Origin of the sequence: Campylobacter sp. CFSAN093226 (assembly GCF_012897595.1) — a bacterium.
Lineage (GTDB): Bacteria > Campylobacterota > Campylobacteria > Campylobacterales > Campylobacteraceae > Campylobacter_D > Campylobacter_D jejuni.
Map to the genome: position 1 here is coordinate 1591769 of NZ_CP040608.1, position 19522 is coordinate 1611290.

Annotated in this window: 24 protein-coding genes, 5 tRNA genes and 1 pseudogene; 15 read left to right on the plus strand and 15 right to left on the minus strand. The window is 30.6% G+C overall.

Annotation, left to right across the window (positions count from 1 at the left end; all coding sequences use genetic code 11):
• Nucleotides 1–9: 9 nt before the first annotated feature.
• From FBF02_RS08130 to recA, 12 genes are all read right to left on the minus strand, one after another.
• Nucleotides 10–447 (minus strand): DUF411 domain-containing protein, encoded by a 438-nt coding sequence (locus tag FBF02_RS08130; RefSeq protein WP_002851451.1) that lies wholly within the window; start codon nucleotides 445–447, stop codon nucleotides 10–12.
• 298 nt (nucleotides 448–745) lie between these two features.
• A complete protein-coding gene (locus FBF02_RS08135) occupies nucleotides 746–1162 on the minus strand; it encodes a hypothetical protein (protein WP_002851144.1) in 417 nt (138 codons plus the stop codon).
• Nucleotides 1163–1336: 174 nt separating this feature from the next.
• A tRNA-Leu gene (locus FBF02_RS08140) sits at nucleotides 1337–1421 on the minus strand.
• Nucleotides 1422–1425: 4 nt separating this feature from the next.
• Nucleotides 1426–1502 (minus strand) — tRNA-Arg (locus FBF02_RS08145).
• A 14-nt stretch (nucleotides 1503–1516) separates the two neighbouring features.
• Nucleotides 1517–1593, minus strand: a tRNA-Arg gene (locus FBF02_RS08150).
• 3 nt (nucleotides 1594–1596) lie between these two features.
• Nucleotides 1597–1673 (minus strand) — tRNA-His (locus tag FBF02_RS08155).
• Between the two features lie 24 nt (nucleotides 1674–1697).
• Nucleotides 1698–1775 (minus strand) — tRNA-Pro (locus FBF02_RS08160).
• Nucleotides 1776–1817: 42 nt separating this feature from the next.
• Nucleotides 1818–2666, minus strand: coding sequence for a DNA ligase (locus FBF02_RS08165; protein ID WP_002851175.1), 849 nt, complete (start codon nucleotides 2664–2666; stop codon nucleotides 1818–1820).
• Nucleotides 2666–3328 carry a glycoprotein CgpA gene (cgpA, locus tag FBF02_RS08170; RefSeq protein WP_002851387.1) on the minus strand — a complete coding sequence of 221 codons (663 nt, stop codon included), beginning with the start codon at nucleotides 3326–3328 and terminating at the stop codon, nucleotides 2666–2668. The genes FBF02_RS08165 and cgpA overlap by 1 nt, the downstream gene beginning before the upstream one ends.
• Nucleotides 3318–3521: a hypothetical protein gene (locus tag FBF02_RS08175; protein ID WP_002839177.1), complete on the minus strand. Its 204-nt coding sequence runs from the start codon at nucleotides 3519–3521 to the stop codon at nucleotides 3318–3320. The genes cgpA and FBF02_RS08175 overlap by 11 nt, the downstream gene beginning before the upstream one ends.
• 65 nt (nucleotides 3522–3586) lie before the next feature.
• Nucleotides 3587–4831, minus strand: coding sequence for a phosphopyruvate hydratase (eno, locus tag FBF02_RS08180; RefSeq protein ID WP_002851519.1), 1245 nt, complete (start codon nucleotides 4829–4831; stop codon nucleotides 3587–3589).
• On the minus strand, nucleotides 4831–5862 hold the full coding sequence (recA, locus tag FBF02_RS08185) for a recombinase RecA (protein WP_002851424.1): 1032 nt from the start codon (nucleotides 5860–5862) through the stop codon (nucleotides 4831–4833). The genes eno and recA overlap by 1 nt, the downstream gene beginning before the upstream one ends.
• 105 nt (nucleotides 5863–5967) lie before the next feature.
• On the opposite strand from recA, the gene FBF02_RS08190 reads away from it, so the two are divergent.
• From FBF02_RS08190 to FBF02_RS08250, 12 genes and pseudogenes are all read left to right on the plus strand, one after another.
• A complete protein-coding gene (locus FBF02_RS08190) occupies nucleotides 5968–6828 on the plus strand; it encodes a menaquinone biosynthesis family protein (protein ID WP_002857964.1) in 861 nt (286 codons plus the stop codon).
• An 11-nt stretch (nucleotides 6829–6839) separates the two neighbouring features.
• On the plus strand, nucleotides 6840–7109 hold the full coding sequence (gene fliQ, locus FBF02_RS08195) for a flagellar biosynthesis protein FliQ (protein WP_002851290.1): 270 nt from the start codon (nucleotides 6840–6842) through the stop codon (nucleotides 7107–7109).
• Nucleotides 7106–7882 (plus strand): UDP-N-acetylmuramate dehydrogenase, encoded by a 777-nt coding sequence (locus FBF02_RS08200; protein WP_002858257.1) that lies wholly within the window; start codon nucleotides 7106–7108, stop codon nucleotides 7880–7882. Before fliQ ends, FBF02_RS08200 begins: the two co-directional genes overlap by 4 nt.
• A gap of 191 nt (nucleotides 7883–8073) precedes the next feature.
• Nucleotides 8074–10631: pseudogene (locus FBF02_RS08210) on the plus strand (hypothetical protein); the annotation flags it as partial.
• Nucleotides 10632–11045: 414 nt separating this feature from the next.
• The gene (locus FBF02_RS08215) at nucleotides 11046–11336 is read left to right on the plus strand and encodes a hypothetical protein (RefSeq protein WP_002788257.1); all 291 of its coding nucleotides are present in this window, start codon (nucleotides 11046–11048) and stop codon (nucleotides 11334–11336) included.
• Nucleotides 11323–11673 (plus strand): HNH endonuclease signature motif containing protein, encoded by a 351-nt coding sequence (locus FBF02_RS08220; RefSeq protein WP_002869973.1) that lies wholly within the window; start codon nucleotides 11323–11325, stop codon nucleotides 11671–11673. The genes FBF02_RS08215 and FBF02_RS08220 overlap by 14 nt, the downstream gene beginning before the upstream one ends.
• Nucleotides 11674–11923: 250 nt before the next feature.
• On the plus strand, nucleotides 11924–12562 hold the full coding sequence (locus FBF02_RS08225) for a P27 family phage terminase small subunit (RefSeq protein WP_002913306.1): 639 nt from the start codon (nucleotides 11924–11926) through the stop codon (nucleotides 12560–12562).
• Nucleotides 12563–12565: 3 nt separating this feature from the next.
• On the plus strand, nucleotides 12566–14191 hold the full coding sequence (locus tag FBF02_RS08230) for a terminase TerL endonuclease subunit (RefSeq protein WP_002913304.1): 1626 nt from the start codon (nucleotides 12566–12568) through the stop codon (nucleotides 14189–14191).
• Nucleotides 14192–14245: 54 nt separating this feature from the next.
• Nucleotides 14246–14680: a type II toxin-antitoxin system PemK/MazF family toxin gene (locus FBF02_RS08235; protein ID WP_002913302.1), complete on the plus strand. Its 435-nt coding sequence runs from the start codon at nucleotides 14246–14248 to the stop codon at nucleotides 14678–14680.
• 159 nt (nucleotides 14681–14839) lie between these two features.
• The gene (locus FBF02_RS08240) at nucleotides 14840–16012 is read left to right on the plus strand and encodes a phage portal protein (RefSeq protein ID WP_002788272.1); all 1173 of its coding nucleotides are present in this window, start codon (nucleotides 14840–14842) and stop codon (nucleotides 16010–16012) included.
• Nucleotides 16009–16551, plus strand: coding sequence for an HK97 gp10 family phage protein (locus FBF02_RS08245; protein ID WP_002800770.1), 543 nt, complete (start codon nucleotides 16009–16011; stop codon nucleotides 16549–16551). Before FBF02_RS08240 ends, FBF02_RS08245 begins: the two co-directional genes overlap by 4 nt.
• Nucleotides 16552–16902, plus strand: coding sequence for a hypothetical protein (locus FBF02_RS08250; RefSeq protein ID WP_002788276.1), 351 nt, complete (start codon nucleotides 16552–16554; stop codon nucleotides 16900–16902).
• Here FBF02_RS08250 and FBF02_RS08255 read toward each other — a convergent pair.
• Both FBF02_RS08255 and FBF02_RS08260 read right to left on the minus strand, forming a co-directional pair.
• A complete protein-coding gene (locus tag FBF02_RS08255) occupies nucleotides 16890–17153 on the minus strand; it encodes a type II toxin-antitoxin system RelE/ParE family toxin (RefSeq protein WP_002869971.1) in 264 nt (87 codons plus the stop codon). The genes FBF02_RS08250 and FBF02_RS08255 overlap by 13 nt on opposite strands.
• Nucleotides 17150–17374 (minus strand): DUF6290 family protein, encoded by a 225-nt coding sequence (locus tag FBF02_RS08260; protein ID WP_002869970.1) that lies wholly within the window; start codon nucleotides 17372–17374, stop codon nucleotides 17150–17152. Before FBF02_RS08260 ends, FBF02_RS08255 begins: the two co-directional genes overlap by 4 nt.
• 146 nt (nucleotides 17375–17520) lie before the next feature.
• Here FBF02_RS08260 and FBF02_RS08265 point away from each other — a divergent pair, with 146 nt between their 5' ends.
• The 3 genes from FBF02_RS08265 to FBF02_RS08275 all read left to right on the plus strand — a co-directional run bounded on the left by FBF02_RS08265 (nucleotide 17521) and on the right by FBF02_RS08275 (nucleotide 19150).
• Entirely contained in the window at nucleotides 17521–18501 is a 981-nt protein-coding gene (locus FBF02_RS08265) for a hypothetical protein (RefSeq protein ID WP_002788279.1), read from the plus strand.
• Nucleotides 18498–18854: a hypothetical protein gene (locus tag FBF02_RS08270; protein ID WP_002788281.1), complete on the plus strand. Its 357-nt coding sequence runs from the start codon at nucleotides 18498–18500 to the stop codon at nucleotides 18852–18854. Before FBF02_RS08265 ends, FBF02_RS08270 begins: the two co-directional genes overlap by 4 nt.
• Before the next feature lie 80 nt (nucleotides 18855–18934).
• Nucleotides 18935–19150: a hypothetical protein gene (locus tag FBF02_RS08275; protein ID WP_002788282.1), complete on the plus strand. Its 216-nt coding sequence runs from the start codon at nucleotides 18935–18937 to the stop codon at nucleotides 19148–19150.
• Here the strand turns inward: FBF02_RS08275 and FBF02_RS08280 are convergent.
• Nucleotides 19142–19480: a hypothetical protein gene (locus FBF02_RS08280; RefSeq protein WP_002788283.1), complete on the minus strand. Its 339-nt coding sequence runs from the start codon at nucleotides 19478–19480 to the stop codon at nucleotides 19142–19144. The genes FBF02_RS08275 and FBF02_RS08280 overlap by 9 nt on opposite strands.
• Between the last annotated feature and the right edge of the window lie 42 nt (nucleotides 19481–19522).

A 19522-nucleotide genomic window follows, 5' to 3' on the forward strand; every position in this document is an offset into this window, starting at 1 on the left:
AAATTTACTTTAAAGCTTTTTATCCCCTATAAAATATCCATAAAGCTCATAGCTTCCATCTTTTTTCATCAAAATTACAGGATATTTTTCACTATAACCTTGTTCCATTCCTGGACTTCCTTGCGGCATGCCAGGAGCTGAAATTCCTATAACATCTTTAGGTTTGTTTTCAAGCAACCATGCTATAGCACTTTCAGGAACATGCCCTTCAATAGCATAGCCTTCAATCACACCTGTATGGCAACTTTGATACTCATCTTTTATACCCATTTTTTCTTTGATTTTAAGAAAATCATTGGTTTTATGAACACTAACCTCATAACCCTTAGCTTTCATATAATCAGCCCAAAGATCACAACAGCCACAAGTAGGACTTTCATAAATTTGTATTTCCTTAGCCTGCGTAAGAGTGAGTAAAAAAAGAATGGTTAAAATTGTTTTTTTCATAATTGCTATCCTAAGTAAAAAATATATAATAATACTTTTATAAAGTTAATATCATCACATTTTTAACACTAAAAATGAATTTACAAAAATTTAATCAAGAAAAGACTTTTAATGAGTGTTGATTTTGTCTTTGCAGCAAAGATATAAAAGATAAAACGATTTAAAAAACTAGAAATTTTTAACTTAAAAAGCTTAAAATTTAGATATATTTTATACTTACTATGTTTTTTCATAGTATGTTCTAATGGTGGATTTCCGCCAAGAGTGAAAACTCAAGGCGGATTTTTATTTGCAATATTTACTTAATAGAATAATTATGATCAGCTGTGCCTCCACATAAATACCCCTTCTTATCAAAACTTGCAATTTCGCAAGAAAGAGTAGATAATCTAGCTCTTTTACCATCACTAGTTAATATAAGAACTTGTTTATAATAAACATAATTGCTTTTATCTGAATATTCTTTTTGTATTATAGCTTGAGTTGAATTATAAGTTCTTGGATCAACTTTTGCAACAATATCTGCTTCATAAAAAGTTGCCTTTTTAAAAAGTGGCTCAGTTAAAGTTGATTTTATACTCTCTTGGAAATATTTGTTTTGCATTTCGCTTGCTGAAACTGGAACTAAATCTTTTTTATTGATAACTATCAAATCTGCAAATGCTGACACATTTAAAGCAACTAAAACTGCTAAAACTAAACCTAATTTTTTCATTTTATCTCCTTGAATTGAATTTTGTATATTTGAATTATTTTTCAAATCTTTTGCAAGATAATTTTTAAATTTATCTAAATTAAATTTGCATTTTATCTAACAATCATAAGAAATTTTAAAATGAAATAAAAATTTATGAGAAGTCAACTCTTATTTGAAAATGATAAAAGTAAGTGGTGCGGATGAAAGGACTTGAACCTTCACGCATTGCTGCACCAGATCCTAAGTCTGGCGTGTCTGCCAATTTCACCACATCCGCAAAGTGGTACGCCCAAGAGGATTCGAACCTCTGACCTACGGCTTAGAAGGCCGTTGCTCTATCCAGCTGAGCTATGAACGCATATAAAATCTTGGTGGTGCGCCCGATAGGAATCGAACCCATAACCTACAGATCCGAAGTCTGTCGCTCTATCCAGTTGAGCTACGAGCGCTAGTGGGGTGAGTGATGGGAATTGAACCCACGACCCTCAGGACCACAATCTGATGCTCTAACCGACTGAGCTACACTCACCATTTTGTATAAATTTATAAAAAATGGTCGGGGTGAAAGGATTCGAACCTTCGGCCCCTTGGTCCCAAACCAAGTGCGCTAACCAGACTGCGCTACACCCCGAATAAATAAAAGGAAATATTTTATCACAAAATAATTTTAAAGTCAAGGATTTTCATCTCTTATTCTTAAAAACACCGGAAAGCGAGGTAAGGAATTTTTGGTCAATCCATTAAATTTATAAGTCACAATACTACCAATTTTTGGAGGATTTTTTCTATCTTCATCTTTTAAACCACTGCCTATTTTAATGATTTGTCCATTAGGCATTTTACAAAGTAAGGCACCTACTTGATTTTCAAATTTACCCTTGCCCTTGCGAAATCCTACCAACTCACATTCTGCATCATCATAGGGTTTTAATTTCGTGGCATTTTTACTTCTGCCTTTTTCATAAGGACTTAAATTTTTGCGTATAACAATACCTTCACCTTGATTTTTTATAATGCTTTCGTAAAATTGATTTAAATTATTTTGATTTTCAACTGGAATTTGAGAAATAATTTTTATATAGGCACTAGGATATTTTTGCAAATACTCTTCTAAAACAGCCAAACGATTTTTAAGAGTGCAAGTAGAAATTTGAAATTCTTCGCAAGCATTTGGTACATCAAAAATATTATAAGTTACTTCCTTCCATAAGGTCAAATTGCTATCGCCACTACGAATTAAAGCTGAAATTTCATCAAATTTATTTCTTGCTATCCAAAGCTCACCATCAATAGCAAAAGGAGGGAAATTTTTTGTAAAAAAGTCAGGAGTTTTTATTTTGTAGTTTTGGCGAGTTTTTAGATATTTCCCATCCCAAATTCCACGCACTCCATCAAGTTTTTCGCTCATCAAATAAGCATTAAAATCTTTAGAGTTAAAATCTTGCTTATCGAATTTGCTAAGAAGTAAAATTTCATTAGCAAAAACTAAACAAGCACAACATATTAAAAAAACAAACCTCATCAAAGCAGATTAATCATATATCCAGTTGCATCTTTTTGAATATTATAATTATAAGTTCCATCAAGATATATTACAAGTCGATAATATCCTTTATGAGATCCAAAGTCTATGCGTTTAAAAATAGAATTGCTAAGGCGTATGTTTTTTGTAGGGCTAATCATTTTAGATCTAAAATCTATAACGATTTTACTTGGATTTCCTACTGAAAAATCTGTAATCATTTCATCACTAGTGTTAAGTTTTATTTTATTTTTATAAACCGCATAAGAAATAAAATCATAAATCTTTGCAACCTGTAAAGGTATTTCAACATTGGCTGTTGAGTTTGATTCTTGTTTAGAGCTATTTTTTTCAGGTATAGTAACTGAAACATCAAGTACTTTTGAAGGATCAGGGCTTTTAAATCTTGATATAGTATAAGTATCGTGCCAATCAATACTTTTATTGACATCTAAATCGATCTTATCTTCACTTCCGTCTAAATTGATATAATTAAAAGTGATGCTTTTTAAAATTCTTGCACTAGAATTAAATTTAACTTCCTCTTTTTGAAATTCAGGTGGAGCAACCAAGGTTATATTTTGATCTGTCTTGAAAGGATTTTCATCAGCATATAAAAGAGAGGTAAAAATAAAAAATATTGCCAAAATTCTAGTTTTCATTTGGGTATAATCCTTTTAATTCAAAATAATCTTTTTGTGCTTTAGCATTTTGTTCTTTGAGCAAAATAATCTTTTTATTAAGCTCTTCTTTGGTATTTTCTAAGCTTAATAAAGTATCTAAAGAATACTGCCCAAAAAACATATTGCCAAAATAAATCGCTCCAATTACAACAAGAAAAGCCCAAAAAATCATTTTTATAACATGGGTATAAAAACTTTTTTTTCTTGTGCTTTCGTCGTATTCTTTAAGTAAATCGCTCAGAGCTTTTCTCCTAAATATTCATCGCTTTCAAATTCAATTTCAAGTAAGCGATTGTATTTTGCGGTTCTTTCGCCTCTTGCTAGGGCTCCTGTTTTAATTTGTCCTGTATTTAAAGCCACAGCAAAATCCGCTATAAAAGCATCTTCACTTTCGCCGCTTCTATGACTCATCACACATTTATAGTTATTTCTTTGCGCTAAACGCACAGTTCTCATAGTTTGGGTAATAGTTCCGATTTGATTTGGTTTGATAAGTACAGCATTTGCCATTTTTTTGATGATACCTTCTCTTAAAATATCTTCATTGGTCACAAACAAATCATCGCCTACAAGCTGAATTTTATTGCCTAATTTTTCAGTCAGCTTGATCCAGCCTTCAAAGTCATTTTCAGCTAAGCCATCTTCGATACTGCAAATTGGATATTTTGCACAAAGTTCTACATAGCGTTCGATCAAAGCCTCGCTTGAAAAAGCCTTGCCTTCCATGTGGTATTTACCATCTTTGAAAAATTCTGTACTTGCCACATCAAGAGCAATTTTTACACGATTTTCATAACCTGCTTTTTTGATACAAGTCATTAAAAGATCGATAGGTTCTGTGTTGTTAGCTAAATTTGGAGCAAAACCGCCTTCATCACCTAAAGCCGTAGAATGTCCAGAATTTGCGAGTTCTTTTTTTAATATCGCATAAATTTCACAAACTGAACGCAAAGCTTCTTTAAAGCTAGTAAAACCAAAAGGCATGATCATAAATTCTTGAAAATCTACATTGTTGTTTGCATGAGCACCGCCATTTATGATATTACACATTGGCACGGGTAAAATGCTCGCATTTGCACCACCTAAGTAGCGATATAAAGGCATTCCCAAAGCAGCTGCAGCCGCACGAGCTGTTGCCATAGATACGCCTAAAGTCGCATTTGCACCTAAATTTGAGTAATTATTTGTTCCATCGAGCTCACGCAAAGTATCATCAAGTTGAGTTTGATTAAAAGCATCTAGTCCTAAAATTTCATCTGCAATGGTCTCATTGACATTTGCAACAGCTTTTAAAACGCCTTTTCCGCCAAATCTTTCATCATTATCACGCAATTCTAAGGCTTCTTTTGAACCTGTACTTGCACCACTTGGAACTATGGCCGCACCTACACTTCCATCGCTTAGCGTAACTTCGGCTTTTACGGTTGGATTTCCTCTACTATCAAGAACTTCATAGGCTCTAACATCTTCAATTACTAACATTATTCTTCTCCTTCGTCATCTTCGCTACCGCTGATCATACCTTCTATTCCCATAGAATTTTGAATTGCTTTTGTGATTTCATCTGCAATTTCAGGGTTTTCTTTTAAGAAAGCTTTTGAATTTTCTCTACCTTGTCCAAGTTTTTTATCTTTATAAGAAAACCACGCACCACTTTTATCTACGATATCAAGTTTTACACCATAATCGATCAATTCACCTTCACGGCTTAAACCCTCTCCAAACATCACATCAAATTCAGCTTGTCTGAATGGAGGAGCAACTTTATTTTTAACTACTTTTACTTTAACGCGGTTTCCTATAGGTTCTTCGTTTTGTTTTAAGGTTGCTACTTTTCTAACATCTAAACGCACAGAAGCATAAAATTTTAATGCATTTCCACCTGTTGTGGTTTCAGGAGTACCATAACCCATAGCACCGATTTTCATACGAATTTGGTTGATAAAAATTACTGTGGTATTCATTTTATGAACTATACCTGTAAGTTTTCTTAGAGCTTGAGACATAAGTCTTGCTTGAAGTCCTACATGTTGATCGCCCATATCGCCTTCAATTTCTGCTTTTGGAGTAAGTGCTGCAACGCTATCTACTACGATAAGATCTACTGCGCCACTTCTTGCTATAGTTTCTACAATTTCTAAGGCTTGTTCTCCAAAATCAGGCTGAGAAACATACAAATCATCTGTATTTACACCCAAATTTTTAGCATATTTTACATCAAGCGCATGTTCTGCATCGATAAAAGCACAAACTCCACCTGCTTTTTGGCATTCTGCGATAATATGTAAAGTTAGAGTGGTTTTACCTGAACTTTCAGGTCCATAAATTTCTATAATTCTTCCTTTTGGAACACCGCCTATACCTAAAGCAAGATCAAGCCCAACTGAACCTGTGCCTATGCTATCGATTTGCTCGACTTCTTTATCCCCTAGTCTTAAAATAGTGCCTTTTCCAAAGGTTTTATCTAAACTTTTTAGGGCAGCGTCTAGAGATTTTCTTTTATTATCATCCATAACTTTCCTTAAAAATTCTAAATTTTTAGTTAGAATTCTAACAAAATAAAATTAAATAATGATTTATTTTGCTAGAATTAAAGCAAAGATTTAAAGGAAGCATAGATGAAAAAAATTACTATTGCACATTCTCCTGATGCTGATGATATTTTTATGTATATGGCAATTAAATTTGGGTGGATAGGGAATGATTTTGCTTATGAAAATACAGCTTTAGATATACAAACTTTAAATGAATTTGCCTTGAAAAATGAATTTGATGCTACGGCTATTTCTTTTGGGCTTTATCCTTTAATCGCTTCTGAGTATGCACTTTTACGCACAGCAGTGAGTTTTGGTGAAGGTTATGGGCCAAAACTCATCAAGAAAAAAGACACGCATTTAAAAAGAAATTTTAAAGTCGCTTTGAGTGGAGCAAATACCACCAATGCTTTGATTTTTCGCATGAAATATCCTGAAGCAAGAATTATTTATAAGAATTTTTTAGACATTGAAAATGCGGTTTTAAGTGGCGAAGTAGATGCGGGGGTTTTGATCCATGAAAGCATTTTAAATTTTGATCAAAGTCTTTACGTGGAAGCAGAACTTTGGGATATATGGCTTGAATTTGCTAAAGAAAATTTGCCTTTGCCTTTAGGTGGAATGGCTTTGCGTCGTTCTTTACCTTTAAGCGACGCGATTAAGATCGAAAGAGATTTAACCAATGCTGTAAAAATTGCCGATGCAAATCGTAAAATTTTAGCCCCTATGCTTATGGAAAGAAAACTTATCCGTGTTGATGAAGAAAAACTTGATACTTATCTTAATTTATATGCCAATAAAAACTCTATTAGCATGAATCAAACTCAACTTTTAGCTGTAGATACGCTTTTTAAACTAGGATATGATTATAAATTTTATGATAAAATCATACATGTAAATGATTTTCTTATCCCTAGCGAATACGAAGAAGCTAGAAATTCTTAAAAAGGATAAAAATGGATGAAAGTACCTTAGTTGCTCTTGGAGTGCAAACCTTTAAAATCACACTTTTACTTTCCTTGCCTATGCTTTTAGCAGGACTTATTGCAGGGCTTGTGATCAGTATTTTTCAAGCAACTACACAGATTAACGAAATGACACTTTCTTTTGTTCCTAAAATCATCTTGGTTGTAGTTATTTTAATCTTTTTAATGCCTTGGATGACTACAACTATGATTGATTTTACTGAGAATATACTAAATCAAATTCCAACTTTTATCAAATGATCATTGATTTTAAAAAATACTCTTCTGTGCGTATAGGAAATGAATTTGAAGTTTTAGTTTTGGATCAAATTTGTGATTTTGATGGTTTTTTAATAGGTGGTGCAAACAACCTTTTAGTTAGTCCAAAACCTAAAAATATAGGAATTTTAGGAGATGGTTTTAATTTTATACAAATTTTAGATCGGAATAAAGATTTTATACATCTTCGCATAGGCTGCAAAACAAAATCAAGTAAAATGTATCGCTTTGCCAAAGAAAACAATCTTAAGGGTTTTGAGTATTTAAGCAAAATTCCTGGTACACTTGGCGGGCTTTTGAAAATGAATGCAGGACTTAAAGGAGAGTGTATCAGTCAAAATTTAATCAAAATTGCTACTTCTCAAGGCGAAATTCTAAGAGCAAATATAAATTTTGATTATCGTTTTTGTCCTTTAAATACGCATTTTTTTTGGGCTGAATTTAAACTAAACTTTGGCTTTGATACCCTTAAAGATGAAGCTTTAAAAAATGCAAGAAGCAACCAACCTAGTGGAGCAAGCTTTGGCTCTATCTTTAAAAATCCGAAAAACGACTTTGCAGGACGTTTAATCGAAGCTGTAGGACTTAAAGGATTTAGCAAGGGAGATGCTATGTTAAGCGATAAACACGCAAATTTTTTAATTAATAAAAAAAATGCAAGTTTTGAAGATGCGTTTTTTCTTATCGAATTGGCTAGAAAAAAAGTCTTTGAAGAATTTGGCACAAACTTAGAAAATGAAGTGATTATAATCTAAACACACAAAACAATAAAAGTCTAAAAAATTTACTCTTAATCTAACTTTAAATAAAATACAAATTCAAACCATATAGTTTTATAATAATAAGTATTTAATAATATTTTAATATTCTGTCGTTTTATTTTGTATTTTATATTATTTTTAAAAAATATAATATATAGAACAAATTATAAAGGGAGGAAAATCTTATGAAAAATATCACATTAACTAAAATACCTATAGGAGAGGGCAAAGAACCCTGTTTAAATTCTAAAAAGATAGTTTTATCTTTAGCTACTATTTCTTTTTTGGCAAGTTGTGCTAATGCTAAATTAAATTCTGAAATAAAAACTTATGATGAAGTTAATAAAAATGTTAAAACTAGATCAGCAAGTGTTTATAGCCCTCAAGCTAAGATCAATACGACTATAAATTCTTTACACAATCAACAAGTAACTATTACTGGAAATGGAACATCAAATTCTTTAACAATCGGATCAAGTGGAACTCTAGGTAGCATAGGCAATACAGGTAAAATCATCTATGCCCATGCTAATGGTAGCAACACTCTTACTCTTGCAAATCTTACTAATAATAGAACTATTAATGGTAAGATTGGTATAGAAAACAATGGTAATTTTACAGGAACTATTGCTGTCAACACCTTTGAAAATACAGGTCAAATTAATGGACAAATTTACATGGGAATTTGGGGTAACAACTCAGGAACTCTTAATATAGATAAATTTGACAATAGTGGAACCATAATTGACAACAATAAAGGAGTTTTTTTGAAGGAAAGAATACCAACATACAAACCTTTAATAACAGTGGTTTTATTAGTGCAAATAAGGGTGTAGATATAGGCAACATAGGAACCATAAAAAATTTTAATAACAACGGAACTATACAAGGCTCAGAAGTGGGAGTGGCTATAAATACAAAAATAGATACTTTTACTAATAATGGTTTTATTAATTCCCCTGGTAGTGGACAATGGAATAATGGTATATGGATAAGTAGCAATGCTACCATAGAAAAGCTTGTTAACAATGGCACAATAAAAGGAGGACATTCTGCTATAATGGTAACATCTCAGCATATAAAAACTGTTGAAAATACAGGAATTATACATGCTGAAGGAGAATGGGGTTCTAGTATATTATTAGAATATGGTGGTTTTATAGAGCATATAATCAATACTGGAACCATAAGTAGTAATAATGTTGGTATAGGTTCAGCTTATGGAGTATTTGGAACACTTACTATAAAAGATGGAGGTCAAGTTTATGCAAAATACACGGCAATAGGAGTGGGTCGATCGCAAACTCTAGGAGATTTATATATAGATGGACGTTCAAATAATGGCACAGTAAGTGGAATTTATAGTGAGGAACATGGAATTTTATTAGAGAATAACTCACAAACTCAAAAAATAGAACTTAAAAATGGCGGCATTATAAAAGGTAAGATCGATGGTATAAGATTGATAAACTCGGCCTCTTTAAGTGGAGAAATGATTTTATCTGGCGAAGGTTCTAGGGTAGAAGGTGGAAGAGGTGTTGGTATATTGAATCGAAGTGGAAAAATAGAAGGCTCTATAACCATAAAAGATGGAGCAACTGTTACAGCTACTTCGAATCGAGCCATAGCTAACTCTGGCTCAGGAAGTATAACAGGTGGTATTACTGTTAGTGGGAAAAACACTAAACTTGAAGGAAATATAATCAATACAGGTAATGCTTCTATAGGTAGTGATATCAAGATAGAAGGTGGAGCTAAGGTAGAAGGTGGTCTTGTTAATCAAGGTAATGGAAGTATCTCAGGAAGTGTTCAAGTAAGTGGTGGTAGTAGTATTGATTCCATTACCAATGAGGGTAATGGAGCTATTTCTGGTTCAATTACTGTAGATAAAAATAGTAAACTTGATTCTATCACTAACACTTCTACATCATCTACAGGTATAAGTGGTTCTATTACTAACAATAGTGATAATAAACTTGAAATTTCTAATTCAGGTAATATCGGTGGTAAGATTGAAAGTACAGGTAGTGCTGATATGGTGATTAGCAATAGTAATGGTGGAACTATTAGTGGCGGTATTAGTTCTTCAGGAAGTGGAAGCACTAGTATTTCCAATTCACAGGGCTCAACCATAAATAACGGCATCACTGTTTCAGGATCAGCACAAGTTGAAATCTCCAATCAAGGCTCAGTAGGTAAAGATGAAAATGGTAATACAGTAACTAACAATGGTAGTGGTAGTGTTGGAATCAAAGATTGGCTTGTTTCTACAGATAAAAACACAGGTAAATTAAACACTGTGGTTATAGGTGGAAGTGGTAAAGATAATGTAAAAGTAGAAAACATCACCGTAGATCAAAGCAATGTTGATCTTGATGAATTAGACAATATCAATCATATCATCTCAGGTGTTAATCAAGGCAATATTGGCAATATAGGAACCAATGGAGGTGGAGAAATATCTTTAAGCTTTGATCCAATAACAGGAAAGCTTACTACAGATTTTAATCTTAATGCTTCCATATCAGGTGCAACCTTTAGATCTTTAATCTCTACTACTTCAAGAAGATCAACCTTTATAGATAATGTTATGGGTAATTCTATGCAAAGCTTTGCTTTAGCTTCTTCAAGTAAATCTCAAAGCATTGCTATGTCTGAAAAGGGTAATTTATATGCAGATGCAAGTGATTATATAAAGAGTGATTTAAATAATGGAAGCTATGGTTCTAATAAAGAACATTCTTTTTAGCAGAATATTAAAAAAAGTATCTAAATACCTATAAAATAGATATTTTATATTTTATAGTAACCCATTAAATAACCCAGTTTTCTAATATGATTTTTTAATATTAAAATCCGATTAAAATGCCTATAAACATATTTCTTAAAATCCGATTAAAAATGATATGTGCTTTTATTAAAATCCGATTAAAAACAATACGATAATCTTTGCCAGTGCTTTTTAATATAATAGTGTTTGTATAAAAATATAAAAAATGGTTTTTGTTTTTTTGCTTTCTTAGTAAAGAGCAATAAGTATTCCATAATTGCTAATTTAATCTTTGATTAATAGTTTTATTATTTTTTATATATTATAATTTTTAAATAAAAATATCATTCCTTAAAGCTTCGTTTGTTAATTACTTAAAGACTTCTTATGTTTAATAAAAAAGATATTATTGTTAATGCAGTTCCCGTTAAGCTTTTTGCAAGTAATTTAGGTTTGTATGATAATTTTTATAGAAATGTAAATGAGCTTAAAAGTGGTTTTAAAATCAAACAAGTAGGAAATAATTTTTTTGTTTTGCTTCCTGATTGGTTTATAAAATTGCTAGAGATAGGATATGATTGTTATGTGATTAAGCCTTATGATGATTTTAAATATGAATTTAAAGTTGAACTTTCTAAAAAAACTGAAATAGGATTTTACAAAAATGACAATTTATAAACTTTGCAAGTGTGGTAAGAAAATACAAACTCATTTAAGAACTTGTGAAGAATGTGATAAAACTTTTAAGAAAATAGCAAACAAAAGATATGATTGTTTTAAAAGAGACAAAGCAAGTTCAGATTTTTATAACAGCACAGCTTGGAGAAAATTAAGAAATGCTTTTATAAATAAAAATCCATTTTGTGCGAAGTGTGGAAAGTTTGCAAAAATTATAGATCATATTGTGCCAATTAAACAAGGTGGCGAGAAACTGAGTGAAGAAAATTTGCAAAGTTTATGCATAGTTTGTCATAATGAAAAGACTAAAAATGAGCTTAAGGGATGGGGTATGTAATCTCTATGAAATTCAGCCCATACACCGAAAAGGATAATACTAAACAAATGTGAGCCAGTTTTTTACATAGCATTATACTTAACCTACTAATTAACCAACCAAAACATAAGCAAAGTAAGGTAAAATCTTTATTTGAAATTTTTATTTTTATCAAAAGCGTTCTAAAAAAGCCAAATTTTGCTTTAAATTAACTAACACGCATTTTAACGCCTTAAAATATCATTAAAATACAAATAAAAAAAGGTGTTTAATGCAAAAAGAATTTTTAAACATTGATGAGGTTTTGCAAATTTTAAACATTAATTCTAAAATTTATTTGAGTAGATATTTAAAGAAAAATGGTATAAAAGTATTAAAAGGAAAAGCTAAACCCTATCCAAAAGATGAAATTTTAAGACTTGCTAAAAAAAGACAAGATGAAAATCATTGCAATTCTAAACAAAACGAAGTTATTTTGTATATTGATGAAAATTCGATAAAAGAAAAGCCAAAGGCAAATAAAACAGAACAAATACAAACGCAAGATGATTTTAAGCCTTTAAATTTAGAAACCATAGAGCAAGAACTCACACAAAAAACTATCAAAGATTTAGAAAATTTAGGCATTTATGATCCTTTAGAAAATGATATTATTAAAACTTATGTTAAAAATCTCATTTTTTTAGAATGCACAAGCAAGGAAATGGAGAAAAAAGGTTTTACAACAAGCACAGATAAAGGAACGCCTATTGTAACGCCTGAACTTATAGCTTTTAATTCTTTGACTAAAAATGTTATAGGCTTAGCAAAAGTTTTAGGCATAGGCTCTCCAAATCGTGCAAGGCTAAATTTAAAAGAGAAAAAAGAAAAATCAGCCTTTGATGTGCTTTTAGAACAAGAGGAAAGTTAAATTATGGATAAATTAAGAGCAAGAGAAGATATACTAGATTACGCTTTAACTTATGCTAAGCAAAAAAACAAAGAATTTGAAAACTCGCCCTTTTATATTGATGAGAAAATAGCTAAAAAAGCGGTTTTATTTATTTCTCTTTTAAAGCACACCGATGGCGAATTAGCCGGTAAGCCCTTTCAGCTTTTAAATTTTCAAATCGAGTTTATCATCGATATCATCGCCACTTATTCTAAGGAAAAAAACGCCAGAAGATACTCTTACGCTTTGCTTTTTATCCCAAGAAAAAATGGTAAAACAGAGTTAATCGGAGCTATTTTGCTTTATTTTTTATTTATTGATAAAGAAAAGGGTAAAAAAATATATTGTGCCGCAAATGAAACCGAACAAGCAAAATTAGTTTTTAATGCTGCTTCATCTATGGTAAGCCAAGAAGAAGAATTAAATAAAATGTGCTATCAATATAAAACCTATAGAGAAATCCGTAAGAAAAACGCTAAATTTGAAGATTTTATAAAGGTTCTAACAGCTACAAGTGAGACAAAAGACGGCTTAAGACCTTATGTTTTTATTTACGATGAGCTTCACGCTGCCAAAAATGGGGATTTATATAAGGTTTTAGAAGAAGGAACGGCAAGTCGTGTAAATTCTTTATGTATAGTCATTTCAACAGCAGGATATAATCATTTTGGAGAGATGAAAAAGCAATATGATTATTGCAAACAAGTTAAAAATGGCATTATAAACGACCCATCAACTTATGCAAAGATTTATGAGCCTGATGCTGATGATGATTGGAACGATGAAAAAACTTGGATCAAAGTTAATCCTGCTTTGGGTTATGGCGTAAAGCTTGAAAAATTAAGAGAATATTATCAAAAAGCTTTAGCAAACGCAAATGATGAGGTGAGTTTTAAAACAAAACATTTAAATATATGGACTTCAAATGCTACTTCTTTTATAAAAGATGATGATTTTTTAAAATGCAGTTTTAAAGAACTTGATTTAAAAGGCGATGTTTATGTTGGACTTGATCTATCTGCTACCACTGATTTAACTGCTTTAGCTTTAATTTGCGAAGTGGATAAAATCTTACATGTGGATTTTAAATTTTATGCACCAGAACTTAGTGCAAGAGAGAGAAGTAAAAGAGATAAAGTGCCTTATTTAGAATGGGCAAAACTTGGCTTTTTAACTCTAACGCCAGGTAATAGTGTTGATTATGACTATTTAATTAACGATATCTTAGCTCTAAATAAAAAATTAAATATCAAAATGATAGGTTATGATCCATGGAATAGTTTAGAAGTAGCCAAAAAGTTAAGCGATGAAAATATAGAGTGCGTTCAGATTAGACAAGGTTTTGCAAGTATTAGCGAACCTTTAAAAGAATACCAAATCAGAGTTTTAAAACAAACTTTAAATCACAATAACAATCCTATTTTTAGATGGTGTAATTCAAATTTAGTTATTGATCAAGATGCAAGAGAAAACATAAAGCCTGATAAGAAAAAATCAAGTGAAAGGATAGATGCAATTTCGGCTTTAGTCACTGCAATCGCCACTAAAAACAGCATAGAAAAACCAAAAATCAATGTTTATGAAAAAAGAGGTATAAGGTTTTTATAGCTTAATAAATTTAGAAGTAAAAATGAGTAAAATTATATTTTTCAAGGAGTTTTTTTGATAAATTGTAATGATAAATTTGATAAATGGAATAATGAAAAGAAAAAACTACAAATAAAAGAAAATAAAATAATAAGCATAGGTAAGATTTATTGGGTTAGCATAGGACAAAATATAGGCAGTGAAGTTTATGGAAAACATAATGACTTCAAAAGACCGGTTTTAGTTTTAAACAAAATATACATTGAGGATTATGTTAATCTTTTTGTTGGCGTTCCATTAACAAGCAAAATAGAAAATAAAACAGGTTTTCTTTATCATCACTTCACAGATAGTAAAAACAGAAAGCAAGTAGCTCTATTATCACAAGTAAGAACCTTTGATACTAAAAGAATAATAAGTTATTATAATGGAAAAATCAAAAAAGAAGATTTAGAAACAATTAGAGAAAAAATAACAAAGAAAATAATATCCCCGCACATGGCGGGGTAACTCGTAAATGAGCCAACTCTCCTTATCAGAAGAAGTCTAAAACCTACTTTTAAAGTTTTACAATTCTTATGATCACTGAGAAATTATATCATTTTTTTTATAAAACGCACTTTAACGCCTCAAACTTTTTTTAAAATAAGTAAAAAATAAAGGTTTTGCATGTTCAATAAAATAAGATCATTATTTACAAAAAAAGCACGAAATAATGAATTTGTTAATAGCTTAGAAATTTTATTAGAAGATAAAATAAAAGCTGAGGAACTTTCAGCAGTAATTGCCGCAATCTCAAATATTAGCGAGACCATAGCATCTTTGCCATTAAATTTATATCAAAGAACAACTGATGGATCAAAACTAGCCTCTAATCACCCCTTATATGAACTCATCAAAATCGCACCAAATGAAACAATGACACCTTTTACACTCTTTGAGGCTTTTATGGTACAAATGTTAATTTATGGCAATGGTTTTTTATATCCTGTTAAAAAAAGAAACGGGGTGATTAATTCTATAGAACTCATAGAAAATAAAGACATTAATATCTTTAAAATGAATGGAAAGTATTTTTATCAAGCTTACTCAAAAAATGGCAGTATTGTTTTAAATTATGATGAGGTTTTAAATGTGCCTTATCATACTAAAGATGGAGTAAAAGGTATCGCACCGCTTAGAAAAAGCAAAAATACCACAGAACTTGCAACAGCTATAGAACAGCACGGACTTAGCTTTTTTAAAAATGGAAGTTTTACAAGTGGCGTTATATCTGTACCAAATGAATTAAGCGAAGAGGCATATTCGAGATTAAAACAATCCTTTAAAGAAAATTATAGCCAAAAAAAAGCTTATAATATTTCTATTTTAGAGGGTGGAGCAAGTTATGCACAAACTACAAGTGCGAATAAAAATAGCCAGTTTTTAGAAAGCAAACAATTTCAAGTGATAGAAATCGCAAGACTTTTTAATATCCCACCGCACAAACTTGGAGATTTAAGTCGTGCGACTTTTTCAAATATCGAACAACAAGAGACAAATTATATGGTGCAAACCATAACACCTCTAACAACTAAAATCGAACAAGCCCTAAATCGCTTTTTATTAAACCAAAATGAAAGAAAAGAATTTTATTTTAAATTCAATATCAACGCTATTTTAAGAGCTGATAGTTCTTCAAGGTGGGAAAGCTATGTAAAAGCTTTAAGTAATGGCGTGATGAGTATAAACGAAGTAAGAGCCTTGGAAGAAATGAACCCAATTGATAATGGAAACGATCATTTAATACCGCTTAATCTCGCCAAAATAGATGAAAAAGACACACAAAAAGGCAATCAATGATAGAAGTAAAAGGCTTGAACGAATTAATGAAAGATTTGCAAAGCATAAGTAAAAAAGCTTTGCCAAATGCGGCTAAAAAAGGAGCTTTAGAAGTAGCAAAAGAAATCACAAATGATTATAAAAAGAATATTCCTAAACAAAGTGGACTTTTAAAGCAAAGTGTTAAGGCAGTTTCTAGTTATACTTTAGAAAAAGGTGTTTATCGTGCTGCTTCGGTTGTTTTTAGAATGAAAAAAGTAGGTATAAAAAGATTTGAAAAATTAAAAAATGCTAAAAAATGGACACAAGCAAAGAAAAATGAGAGAAAACAAAGAATGGATTATTTTGCGAGTGCGTATTATGCTCATTTTATAGAGTATGGATTTTTTCATAAAGGCGGAGTGAAAAAAAGTGCAAAAGGAAAACCAAATATAAGCGGAAAAAACACTTTTGTAAAAGGCACTTATACCATGCAAAAAGCAAAAGAGAAAATAGACCCAAAAATGCAAAGCTTGGTTACAACAAAACTAAATGCTGAGTTAGACAAATTAGGATTTTAAATGAAGGAATTTTTAAGCGATTTTTTAATGGGACTAAGCAAGGAATTAAATATAGAAATTTACCCACTTTCAAGGCAAAAAACAAAGCTAGAAAAAGCATTTTTAATTTATGAAATCACAAGCGAAGAATTAAATTTAAGTATAGATGATAAAATCTTAAGCAAAGAATTAGAAATTAATTTGAGCCTTTATACTCCAAAATACAAAGATTTAAGAGAGTTAAAAAGCAAAATTGAAAGTTTTATTTTAAAATTTTATAAAAAACCTATTGAAATTTTAATACATGGAGAAGATAAAGATGAAGAGAGTGGATTTTTTACGAGTGAGATTTTTATCACTTATCGTTTATAAATTTCTTTTCTATGTCCTACTTCAAGACAAAGAATAGTTAATTTTTCATCATTATTTAAACAGATTAAGCGATAATCATTTATCCTATAACGCCACAAGCCTTTTAAATTTCCTTTTAATGCTTTGCCTTTTTGATTTGGACTTTCTAGGCTTTGTATTTCTTCTTTCCATTTTTTGATTTGTTTTTGAACTTCTTTATCTAGTTTTTTAATTTGCTTTACTGCTTTTTGGCTAAAATCAATTTGTATCATAAACCAAGCTCTTTAAAAAGCTCATCAGCACTAATGCTTTTTTTACCGCTTGCTAAATATTCTTTATAAGCAACTTCTCCTATTTTTGCATCTTCTAAGTCTTCTAAAAATTCCATAATTAAAGCTTGAATAATTTCTTCTTTGCTTGTATTTCTTTCTTTGGCTATGTTTAAAAAAGCTTGTTCTTTTTCGCTTGATAATTCTATATTTAGACTAAGCATTAAAATTCCTTTTTTTGAAAATTATAACAAAAAATTAGAAAATAAAATACAAAAATATAGTTTTATGAAAAATATCTCTTAATACGCATTTTAACGCCTTAAACTTTTTATAAAATCTCCTTACATTACTTATATAAGGAGAAAAGATGTCAAAAGACAAAATAATTACAGATGCCCCTGATGTGCAAGGGCTTAGAGTTTTAGTTTTATCTCGTGCTATGGAAAGTTTAGGAAAAGAAGCTATTCAAGCAGGATTTTTAACAAGTATTTCAGGTCTTAAAGGTGGAACTAGAGAAAGTCAAAAACTAAGCCCAATCAACGATAGAGATTATGAAGAAATCAACGCAGTGGGCAAAAAAACTTCAGCTACTGTAAATATGAATTTACTTTATAAATTTGTTAAAGATGGTAATTTAGAAAGCTATGAGGGGGTAAATTATTTAGAAAAAGCTTTTGAAGAAAATGAAGAAGTTTTTATCATCGTAGAGATTAATGATGAGAGAAAAACCATGCTTAAAATCAAAATGAAATTAACAGGCTTTGAGCTTCAAAGCGAAGCAAATAATAAATTCAGTGCAAATATCACAGCAGAAAAAATAGGCGAAGCTAAAGACATCACACCTTTTAGATTTGAAGAAAGTCAAAATATAGAACACAGTACAAAAGCTTTAAATGTGGGCGATGTGATGAGTGATAAAAAAGGTAAAATTATTTATTTTTACCCAAAAGAAAGCACACTTGAAAAACCAGAATTAAACGATGAAAGAATGGTTTATGTTTTTGATGAGGTGCGAGGTGTTGTACCAAATCCTAGTACACAAACTTTTAACGAAAACAATGAATTTATAACCACAAAAGAAGCTGATAAAGTTTGGGAAAAAGAAAATGATGAAAATATTATTCATGAAAGCAAAACCGAACCAGAACAAGGGCAGACTTATGAGGAATTAAAAGGAAAAACATTATATTTTTATCCAAACGCCTTAACACTTCTTTATCCTGCAAATGAAGATATTCGCAAAAAATACACCATAGATCAAAGCTCAGGCATAGCAAGTGAAGCCACAATGCAAACTTTTTTAAATGGAAAATTTAGCGATGCTTTAAGAAAAGGAGGTAAAAAATGAAATTCAATGACTTTTTAAAACAACATTCTTTAAGAGAAAAAGAAATTTTAATCGAAGGTATTGATGAAAAATTCACAATTCGCCAACTTTCTATGCTCGAACAATTAGAGATTATGGAAAAAAATGGCATAGAAATACAAGAAAATAAAGATGATAAAATCAGCATCGATTTTATTAAGAAGAATTCAAATTTTAGAAAAGAAATCATCTTAAAGTGTTTAGTAGCTCCAAAAATCGATGAAAAAACCTTTGATAATCTCAATCAAGAGGGTTTAAACATTATCGCAAAAGTCGCAGACGAAATTTTAAAATTTACAAATGAAGTCCCAAAGCAAGAGAGCAAGGGCGATTAATTTATCGCCTTGCCCTTGCATTAGGAAAAACCATAGGCGAGTTAGAACAAAGTATAACACAAAGTGAGTTTAACGAGTGGATGTATTTCTTAAGCACCGAGCCTTTAGCAAGTGATAGAAACGAAATGCAAATGAGTATTTTACTTAATATGTTAGCTTCTTTTATGGGTGTAAAATCGACTAATGAAGACTTTTTATTATGCTCTCATTTAAAACATACTAAGCAAAATACTAACGAAAATCAAAAAATCGATATTAAAAAATTACAAGATGACTTTTTAAGTCTTTTAGGATAGATGATGATTTATTTCTATATTGAATTCTTTTTCGTTTGGATAATTTTGCAAAATTTGCTTAAATTCTTTCGTATAATCATCGCCAAAAGCATTATTTTTGATAGCAAATTCCAAAGCAAAAGCACTCATAAGCACACTTTTACCTTGCTTTGTTTTTATGAAATTTTCATGAGCTTCTTTAAAGGCGATAAGCTCTTTTTCGCAACTTTTATAATCATTAAGAAATTTTTCATTTTTAAATATTTTTTGGCTTTTGCTCCACATCAGAAAAAAGACAAAACAAATAAAAACAAAAGCAAAAAAATTAAGCTCTATATATGGAAAAAACATAATTTAAAAACTCCATTTTTTATCTTAAATTCTACTCAAAAA

Excerpts from the sequence above, each read along its gene's own strand:
- FBF02_RS08130 (WP_002851451.1), bottom strand. The coding sequence starts at position 447 with ATGAAAAAAACAATTTTAACCATTCTTTTTTTACTCACTCTTACGCAG.
- FBF02_RS08135 (WP_002851144.1), bottom strand. The coding sequence starts at position 1,162 with ATGAAAAAATTAGGTTTAGTTTTAGCAGTTTTAGTTGCTTTAAATGTG.
- FBF02_RS08165 (WP_002851175.1), bottom strand. The coding sequence starts at position 2,666 with ATGAGGTTTGTTTTTTTAATATGTTGTGCTTGTTTAGTTTTTGCTAAT.
- cgpA (WP_002851387.1), bottom strand. The coding sequence starts at position 3,328 with ATGAAAACTAGAATTTTGGCAATATTTTTTATTTTTACCTCTCTTTTA.
- FBF02_RS08175 (WP_002839177.1), bottom strand. The coding sequence starts at position 3,521 with ATGATTTTTTGGGCTTTTCTTGTTGTAATTGGAGCGATTTATTTTGGC.
- eno (WP_002851519.1), bottom strand. The coding sequence starts at position 4,831 with ATGTTAGTAATTGAAGATGTTAGAGCCTATGAAGTTCTTGATAGTAGA.
- recA (WP_002851424.1), bottom strand. The coding sequence starts at position 5,862 with ATGGATGATAATAAAAGAAAATCTCTAGACGCTGCCCTAAAAAGTTTA.
- FBF02_RS08190 (WP_002857964.1), top strand. The coding sequence starts at position 5,968 with ATGAAAAAAATTACTATTGCACATTCTCCTGATGCTGATGATATTTTT.
- fliQ (WP_002851290.1), top strand. The coding sequence starts at position 6,840 with ATGGATGAAAGTACCTTAGTTGCTCTTGGAGTGCAAACCTTTAAAATC.
- FBF02_RS08200 (WP_002858257.1), top strand. The coding sequence starts at position 7,106 with ATGATCATTGATTTTAAAAAATACTCTTCTGTGCGTATAGGAAATGAA.
- FBF02_RS08215 (WP_002788257.1), top strand. The coding sequence starts at position 11,046 with ATGTTTAATAAAAAAGATATTATTGTTAATGCAGTTCCCGTTAAGCTT.
- FBF02_RS08220 (WP_002869973.1), top strand. The coding sequence starts at position 11,323 with ATGACAATTTATAAACTTTGCAAGTGTGGTAAGAAAATACAAACTCAT.
- FBF02_RS08225 (WP_002913306.1), top strand. The coding sequence starts at position 11,924 with ATGCAAAAAGAATTTTTAAACATTGATGAGGTTTTGCAAATTTTAAAC.
- FBF02_RS08230 (WP_002913304.1), top strand. The coding sequence starts at position 12,566 with ATGGATAAATTAAGAGCAAGAGAAGATATACTAGATTACGCTTTAACT.
- FBF02_RS08240 (WP_002788272.1), top strand. The coding sequence starts at position 14,840 with ATGTTCAATAAAATAAGATCATTATTTACAAAAAAAGCACGAAATAAT.
- FBF02_RS08245 (WP_002800770.1), top strand. The coding sequence starts at position 16,009 with ATGATAGAAGTAAAAGGCTTGAACGAATTAATGAAAGATTTGCAAAGC.
- FBF02_RS08250 (WP_002788276.1), top strand. The coding sequence starts at position 16,552 with ATGAAGGAATTTTTAAGCGATTTTTTAATGGGACTAAGCAAGGAATTA.
- FBF02_RS08255 (WP_002869971.1), bottom strand. The coding sequence starts at position 17,153 with ATGATACAAATTGATTTTAGCCAAAAAGCAGTAAAGCAAATTAAAAAA.
- FBF02_RS08260 (WP_002869970.1), bottom strand. The coding sequence starts at position 17,374 with ATGCTTAGTCTAAATATAGAATTATCAAGCGAAAAAGAACAAGCTTTT.
- FBF02_RS08265 (WP_002788279.1), top strand. The coding sequence starts at position 17,521 with ATGTCAAAAGACAAAATAATTACAGATGCCCCTGATGTGCAAGGGCTT.
- FBF02_RS08270 (WP_002788281.1), top strand. The coding sequence starts at position 18,498 with ATGAAATTCAATGACTTTTTAAAACAACATTCTTTAAGAGAAAAAGAA.
- FBF02_RS08275 (WP_002788282.1), top strand. The coding sequence starts at position 18,935 with ATGTATTTCTTAAGCACCGAGCCTTTAGCAAGTGATAGAAACGAAATG.
- FBF02_RS08280 (WP_002788283.1), bottom strand. The coding sequence starts at position 19,480 with ATGTTTTTTCCATATATAGAGCTTAATTTTTTTGCTTTTGTTTTTATT.